The 7,514-nt window shown below is 42.3% G+C and carries 6 protein-coding genes; 5 read left to right on the top strand and 1 reads right to left on the bottom strand.

The window, feature by feature from the left end; genetic code table 11:
- The first annotated feature begins 66 nt into the window (after positions 1-66).
- The 3 genes from K8S13_RS17645 to K8S13_RS17635 all read left to right on the top strand — a co-directional run bounded on the left by K8S13_RS17645 (position 67) and on the right by K8S13_RS17635 (position 3,404).
- Positions 67-1,407, top strand: a complete 1,341-nt coding sequence (locus tag K8S13_RS17645) for a TolC family protein (RefSeq protein WP_291464561.1) — start codon at positions 67-69, stop codon at positions 1,405-1,407.
- Positions 1,408-1,510: 103 nt separating this feature from the next.
- Positions 1,511-2,059: a PadR family transcriptional regulator gene (locus K8S13_RS17640; RefSeq protein WP_291464559.1), complete on the top strand. Its 549-nt coding sequence runs from the start codon at positions 1,511-1,513 to the stop codon at positions 2,057-2,059.
- Entirely contained in the window at positions 2,052-3,404 is a 1,353-nt protein-coding gene (locus tag K8S13_RS17635; RefSeq protein WP_291464558.1) for an MATE family efflux transporter, read from the top strand. The genes K8S13_RS17640 and K8S13_RS17635 overlap by 8 nt, the downstream gene beginning before the upstream one ends.
- 8 nt (positions 3,405-3,412) lie before the next feature.
- On the opposite strand, the gene K8S13_RS17630 is transcribed toward K8S13_RS17635, so the two are convergent.
- Positions 3,413-4,276 (bottom strand): hypothetical protein, encoded by an 864-nt coding sequence (locus K8S13_RS17630; RefSeq protein WP_291464557.1) that lies wholly within the window; start codon positions 4,274-4,276, stop codon positions 3,413-3,415.
- Positions 4,277-4,454: 178 nt separating this feature from the next.
- Between K8S13_RS17630 and K8S13_RS17625 the strand changes: the two genes are divergently transcribed.
- Complete coding sequence (locus tag K8S13_RS17625; RefSeq protein WP_291464555.1) at positions 4,455-5,648, top strand: ABC transporter substrate-binding protein; 1,194 nt, start codon at positions 4,455-4,457, stop codon at positions 5,646-5,648.
- Positions 5,645-7,507 (top strand): ATP-binding protein, encoded by a 1,863-nt coding sequence (locus tag K8S13_RS17620; RefSeq protein WP_291464553.1) that lies wholly within the window; start codon positions 5,645-5,647, stop codon positions 7,505-7,507. The genes K8S13_RS17625 and K8S13_RS17620 overlap by 4 nt, the downstream gene beginning before the upstream one ends.
- Positions 7,508-7,514: the final 7 nt, after the last annotated feature.

Here is a 7,514-nt window from a genome sequence, read left to right as displayed (position 1 = left end):
CTCATTGATTTATTAAGCAAATGACAAGGAATAGTTAGATAGATTATCCATCAAATAAATCTGAGGATGAGCACTAACAAATGTGCGAAAGGAGCTAAACAAAAATTCCTTGACATGTATATAATCAAGGAGCCAGATCTGAAAATTGCAGGAAAGCTTGCCTTTGTTGGCAACCTATCTCTTGCAGCAGGCCTGGCCCGGGTCAGACCGGCAAAGCAGCGCGTGCTTCAAGCCAGTTCGGCATATTGGCCTCGGATAGACGCCAGGACCACGGTTTCTCGGGTTTCGCTTTCGGATAATGACTATCAGACGAACCTGACCAATGCCAGGTTTTTCAATCCCAACGCTGCTATTGATGACCCGGAAGAATATTACAAGGGTGAACTCACAGCCACCTGGGTTCTATTCAACGGATTTGAAGGGAAATTTTCAACTGCTGCTGCACGCTATGGAGAAGGCCGAAGCAAATCAGCTCAAAAAAATTTAAAACGCTTGCTGCTATCATCAGTGGCAGGAGCCTATTTTGCAGCTCAACTGGCCTTGGAAAACATCGCCATAGCCAAAGCGGATGAAGTCTTTAACCAGCAGCAGCTCATGGAAGCCAAAGCACGCCGCCGTGTAGGAAGCGGCTCGCTGAGTGATGAACTGAACTTTAAAGTCCGGGTCAACTCGGCCAAAGCCAAACGGATAAATGCAGAGAAAGCCTATGAAGTGGCAATGTTCGGATTGGCCGCTATTTTAGGGGTTCCGGGAGCGGTTTTTCCTGCAAACCTTGAACTGGCAAAGCTTGAACATGAAACACCCGAGGAATTATTTTCACCTGTCCTTGAGCCCCATATCACCTATGCACAATCCCATCGTCCGGATGTTTTGCAAAAAGAATTTTCATTGAAACAGACCATTTCAGAAATTAAAATTGCCCGTGCCAAATTTTTTCCCACTGTTAGCCTATTGGCAACTATGGAGGGGAACAGGGCAGGGAATGGAAGTTTTGAGAATGAAGACTTCGGTCATACTGTGGCCCTGGTCTTTGAATATAATTTTTTTGCCGGAGGAGCGAACCGTGCAAAGCTCAGGGAAGCAAAAGCCAAACAGGTTGAAGTTAACAAAGCAATGGAGGATGTAAGGCTAAAGATAAGTTCTCAGGTCCGTGCATCTCTGGCAAAACTGAACTCTGCCCGGAAGGAACTGGTTCTTCAACGGTCTAATGCTGACCTGGTTCGCCAAAATCGTAATCTGGTAGAAAAAGAGTATGCAGCAGGACTGGGCTCTCTGGTACGTCTGAATGAAGCCCAGCGAGACTTTACCGCAGCACAGAGTCGTTTGGCCCTGGTGTCCCTTAGACATGCCCTGTACAATCTTGAAACAGATACGGGTCGGATCCTGATTTCTTTTGCCGATTATTAGCGATCAATAGCCAAACCATTTTAACTGGCAAGAAAGATTTTATTTGACATTTATATATCTGATTGATATATAAATTTTAAACATAAATCATTCAGAGGTATTTGTGAAGAAAAATAAAAGCAAATATGCAATACTGGGCCTTTTAAGCATGGGCCCCATGTCCGGATATGATATTAAGAAGAAATTTGAGCAAATTACTTCTAATTTCTGGAAAGAGAGTTATGGTCAGATATATCCAATCTTAAAGCGTCTGAATAACGAAGGATTAACCACCCGCTCAATTGAAAAGCAGATGGGAAAACCCGACCGTCATATTTACAAATTGACCGGCAAAGGACACGAAGAACTGATGGAATGGCTTAAGGAACCGGTTGGTCAGCATATCGGACGGCATGAGATCCTGCTCAAACTCTTTTTTGGCCCCATGATCCCGATTATAGATAATATTAAACAACTTCAGCATTTTCAAAATATGCATGAGAATGAATTGGCAGACCTTAAATCCATAAAAATTCTTATGGAAAAAGATCATAAGGATAGACCCTGTCTACCCTATTGGCTGATGACGATCCGTTTTGGTGAGCTTGTGAATGAGGCTTATATAAAATGGAGCCGGGAGTCTGTCGTGCTTTTGGAAAAAATGAATGACTGACAGATTAAATTTAACAACCGGTACAATTGCCAGGCAGTTGTTCAGACTTTCCAGTCCTATTATGTTTGGAATGCTTATGTTTACCCTTTACCTGCTGACGGATCTCTACTTTGTCGGTCGCCTGGGCCCCGATGCTGTGGCGGCATTATCCATTTCCGGTAATGTCTTTTTTGTGCACTTGGGCCTTTCCTTTATTATCGGAACCGGAGCAATGGCCCTGATTGCCCAGGCCTATGGTGCTAAAAAATTTAGCCGCGCAAAAGAAGTGTTTAAACAAAGCCTGATCTTAAGCCTGATTGCCGGCAGTGTTGCCGCTGTAACCGGTTTGTTAATCGCTCACCCATATATCAGTTTTTTTGGCGGCAAAGGGATGGCCCTTAAATGGGGTGTAGAGTACTTTCAAATCTACTCGATATCTCTTTTGTTTTTACTCTTGATGCATGTTTTCAGTGCCTGCTACCGGGGTATGGGGGATACCAAAACTTCCATGCTGATCATACTCCAGTCCCTTGTTTTAAATATTATTCTGGACCCTGTTTTGATTTTTGGCCTGGCGGGTTTTCCAGCTTTGGGTGTAAAAGGGGCAGCCCTTGCATCTTTGATATCGCAGATTTACGGTGTAGTGATTTATATTTACCTGGTTTTTGTTAAAAAACAACATATCCATTTAAAGGGACCCTGGACATTGAATTTAGGGGTTATCAAACAAAGCCTTGCCATAGGCCTGCCTTCCGGAGTGGCTTATTTTTTGATGACGGCCAACCTTTTGATAACCTATCGTGTGGTCAGCCCATATGGCACACAGGCATTGGCTTCTCTTGGCATTGGATTTCGTATTGTCCAGGCCATATACCTTCCCAGTGTAGCCATTTGTGATGCCATGGCTGCCATGGTAGGGCAGAATTTTGGTGCAAAAAAACAGTCCAGGGTTATCTCCACATTTTGGACTGGATGGCGTATCAGTTCAATGCTCATGATAGCCGGCACCGTTCTCTGCTGGATGTTCCCCACTTTTTTAATACATCTTTTCAGTCAAGACCCACAAGTCACCTATTATGGCGTGATCTATCTTAAGATTATCTCCCTTGCTAATATGGCTGTCGGCACTATTTTGACTGTTTCAGCAGTCTTCCAGGGCATAGGAAAAACATATCCCACACTGGTATGTGCCCTGGCTGACAATTTTTTGTTTGCAATAGCCGTATTTACCCTGCCGATTTATTTTAGCTGGGGAATATCATCTGTCTGGTGGATCAAACTGATGACCGCAGTGCTGGAGATGGCATTTTGCTCGGCCTGGCTTAAATACCATATCAAAAAGATGTCACCATTAAGCACTGTCTGATCGAAAATTTATAGATTTTTGTAAAATTCTTTTTCAAGAGTCTTTACTCTTTTCTTTCTTTCTGGTGACAAAAAAAGTCGGTAAAACGGGTCGTCCTTATGGATTTCTTTTTGAAGGATTTCTTGTTCAAGGATAGACAGAACTTCAATAGATACATCACAGGAAGGATATCCTTTGTCATCAATAAGGATCGAATCATCAAATTTGATCTTAACGATATTGTTGATGTCAACCAGTTTTAAAGCCCCATCACGGGTTAATATCAGATTGCCGACACCGGCAAGGTCAGGGATATATCCCGTATCAGTGATCATCTGCCGGGTCCTTTTAACGAACATCGCTATATTTTTCTGAGCCTTGTGAACCAATGCATGAAGTTGGGAATCCCCGCATATATAAGACGTGAATAAATCCCGTAAGTAGCCTTCTCCAAATAATCTCCATGGGTCAAGTATTTCTCCTTCAATATATTCTTGCAAACCACACAGGACAATCTGGCTTGTTCCTGTTCCTGTATAGTCAACAATAAATTCATCAGATTCTGCAATGAGCGCAGGCCCCAAAAATTTTAACAATAGGTGATATTTTTTTATTTCGCGAAAAACCGCCTCTGTGCTCTCAAATTTGTTTCGTAATATTCTGAATATTTTTTTCGGTCTGGCCCTGGGAAATATTCGTATGCCATCCATAATCTCACCGCAAGTTTCTTTTAGAACATCTTCGGCCGTAAGAATTTCAAAAATATGGGACCTTAAACCTGACCGGTAATATTTACGGAAGATATAACGGCCTGAATCATTAACAAAGTTCAGTTTTTGGACATCAGTCCCGGATAGATGGGTTCGATCTCTTATATCTTTGGCCTTATTCATTATAAATTTTTACAAGTTATCTTATCAATTTACAAGTCTCCTTGGAAAAATTACCACCACTGCCTTAACCTTGAAAGAAACACAAATGTAAATAAAGGTTTGAGGGTTTGACATTCGCGTGGCACTATTTTATTGTTTGCTCAGGTTTTTAGTAATTTAAATGATGTCGGGGGAAATAGTGATTCGGCTACAAAAGGGGTTTATATATTTGATTTGCTGGGGTTTTTTTTTATTTTTTTTAGGGGCCTGTTCGCCTCCACAGCAGTCAGACATTTTTTCGGAAAACAGAACCGGAATCAAATCAGATGAGATTCTGATCGGATCATCACTTGCCCTGGGCGGCCATGCCGGGTATCTGGGAACCCAGATGCTTCAGGGGGCAATGTCTTATATTCGGGATATCAATCAAAAGGGCGGGATACATAACAGGAAGATCAATCTTATCGCTCTGGATGACAGGTATAATCCCACCCAGTGTCTTTATAATACCCAGAAGTTGATTCTGGAAAAGAGGGTGTTCGCCCTGTTCTGTTATGTTGGTACTCCCACTACTGTAAGAATTATTCCTCTGGTAAATGAAGCCGGAATTCCTTTGGTCGGCATGTTTACAGGTGCGAACCGCCTGAGACAACCCGTGAATCGATACCTGATTAATATCAGAGCATCCTATTACCAGGAGACCCAGGCGGCAGTTGATTTGATCATCAAAAAAAAGAATTTTGATAAAGTAGCGGTCTTTTATCAATATGATGAGTATGGATTTGACGGGCTCAGAGGGACTGAGATTGCTTTGAAAAAATACGGACTGCTACCGGTGGCAAAGGGCTCTTATGTCAGGGGGACCCTGGATGTAGAGGCGGGGCTTGAAAAAATTATTCAGTCCAATGCCCAGGCAGTGGTCATGATCGGGACCTATGATTCCTGCGCAAAATTTATTAACCTTGCCAAAGAACGCAATTTTTCTCCCCTTTTCCACAATGTATCCTTTGTCGGTTCAAAGGAACTTGCCAGAAGGCTTGGGGCAAATGGGGAAGGGGTAATTGTCACCCAGGTTGTGCCTCCTCCCAATTACAATGCCCAGCCTCTGCCCGGGGTAAAAGAGTATGTTTCATTGCTGAACACCTATTATCCAGACAGCAAGCCCAGTTTTGTCGGTCTTGAAGGGTATCTGAATGCAAGGATACTGGCCGAGGGGCTTAAACGTGCAGGAAAAGACATCACCCGGGAAAAATTTATCCGGGCCATTGAATCCATAGATCAGTATGACTTAGGGATTCAAAATCCGTTGTCCTTTGGAAAAAATGACTACCAGGGGCTGGATAATGTCTATTACACCATGATCAAACAGGGAGAACTGGTATTGATTAAATGAAGTTTTTTAACGAATTAACACTGAAAAATAAGATTTTTATTTCCAGCCTGGGATTTATTATTCTGGTCAGTATTCTGATTGGCCTTTTTACCCGGTCTCTTTTGATTACAAGTTTGACCAGCGAATTAAAAAAAAGGGGCATCGGTATTGCCCAGGGGGTTGCCGATAGTTCAAGGGTGTATATTCTGACAAAAAATCGGGCCGAGTTAACAGCCCTTGCCTATGACGTGAGGCTTGGAAACCGGAAGGATATGGTAAAATATCTGATTATCAGTGATAACCAGGGCAATATTCTGGCCCATACCTTTACCACGGGATTCCCTTTAAATATTAAAACAATTGTAAAAGACCAGGATTATAAAAAGGAAAATATTAAAAGTATTAATGTGGACAGGCACTCTGTTTTTCATGTGGTGGTGCCGGTGGAAGAAGGTATTTATACTATCGGATCTGTCCAGGTAGGCCTTGACAAGCAGCATATTGAAGAACTCATATCTGATTTAAGGCTTGTATTTTTAAGTTTTCTGTCACTGGTGACTATTATATTTTTCTTTTTAAGTCACAGGTTGTCCCTTTACATTACCAAGCCCATATTTTCCCTGATCCGGTACACAGATCAGCTCACAAAAGGAAATTTTAATATTATTTCAAAGGATGACCTGGAGCGGCAGGCCATTGAAACAGGTGCAAGGGACGATGAAATTACCCAATTGACTAATTCATTTGTCAAGATGACATCCCAGTTAAAGCTGTCCACAGACCGGCTCAAAGAATCTCAGGAAAAATACAGGTCCCTGTTCAGGAGCGGGCCTAACCCTATATTTGTTGTTAATAAAAAGACCTTTGTAATCCTGGATGCCAATCCTAATGTCACGGAGCTGTTCGGGTATGAAAGGGAAGATTTGCTTGGTATGAGTCTTTTTTCCCTTGGTGATCTGGCTGACGGGAAATTTGTTCATAAATATCCTGATGGTGAAACTGTGGTTATCAGCTCCAAGGTCAAATTTTATAAAAAGGATGGCGGGTCAGTGTTCGTCAATATCCATGCAACCCCTTCAGAGTATCGGAACGAGGATGTGATCATTGTGGCTGCAACCGATATCACCGAATTGGTGGAAAAAGATTCACAGTTGATCCAGGCCAGCAAAATGACCAACCTGGAAAAAATGTCCGCCGGGATTGCCCATGAGATCAGCCAGCCTTTGAATGCGATAAAGATGGGAAGTGAGTATCTTTGCATGATGACTGAAAGAAAAAAGAAAATCAATGAAGATAACCATACGATGGTATTAGAGGAAATCAGCACCCAGGTATCAAGGGCTGCTGAAATCGTTGGGCGGTTGAAAACATTTTCCAGAAAAGCTGACTTTTCAAGAGAGGTAATCAATATTAATGACTGCATTCATTCGGTAAACAAGATTATTGGCAGGCAGATCACCTTGCAGAACATTGAACTCATACTGAATCTGGATAAATCTGTTTCCTCGGTTCTGGCCCATAACAACAGGATGGAGCAGGTGATTTTCAATCTGGTCACCAATGCCAAGGATGCGGTAAATGAAAGAATAGAAACAAGCAAAGATATTGAAAAGGGAATGATTACTATATCGACTTTTTCAGACAATGAAAATGTGAGTGTTACTATATCTGATAACGGCGCCGGTATTGAGCCGGATCAGATGGATAGTATTTTTGAGTCCTTTTATACCACAAAGGAAATGGGTGAAGGGCTTGGCTTAGGCCTTTCCATCATCCGGGGGATTGTCAGGGATTATAACGGCACTATCAGTGTGGAGAGCAAACCGGGAAGCGGAACCAGTTTCAGAATCATGCTCCCGGCCTACTCAAAAGAAAATTGATAAATAT

It is taken from the genome of Desulfobacula sp. (assembly GCF_021107415.1).
This window is presented reverse-complemented; position numbering and strand designations above follow the sequence as displayed.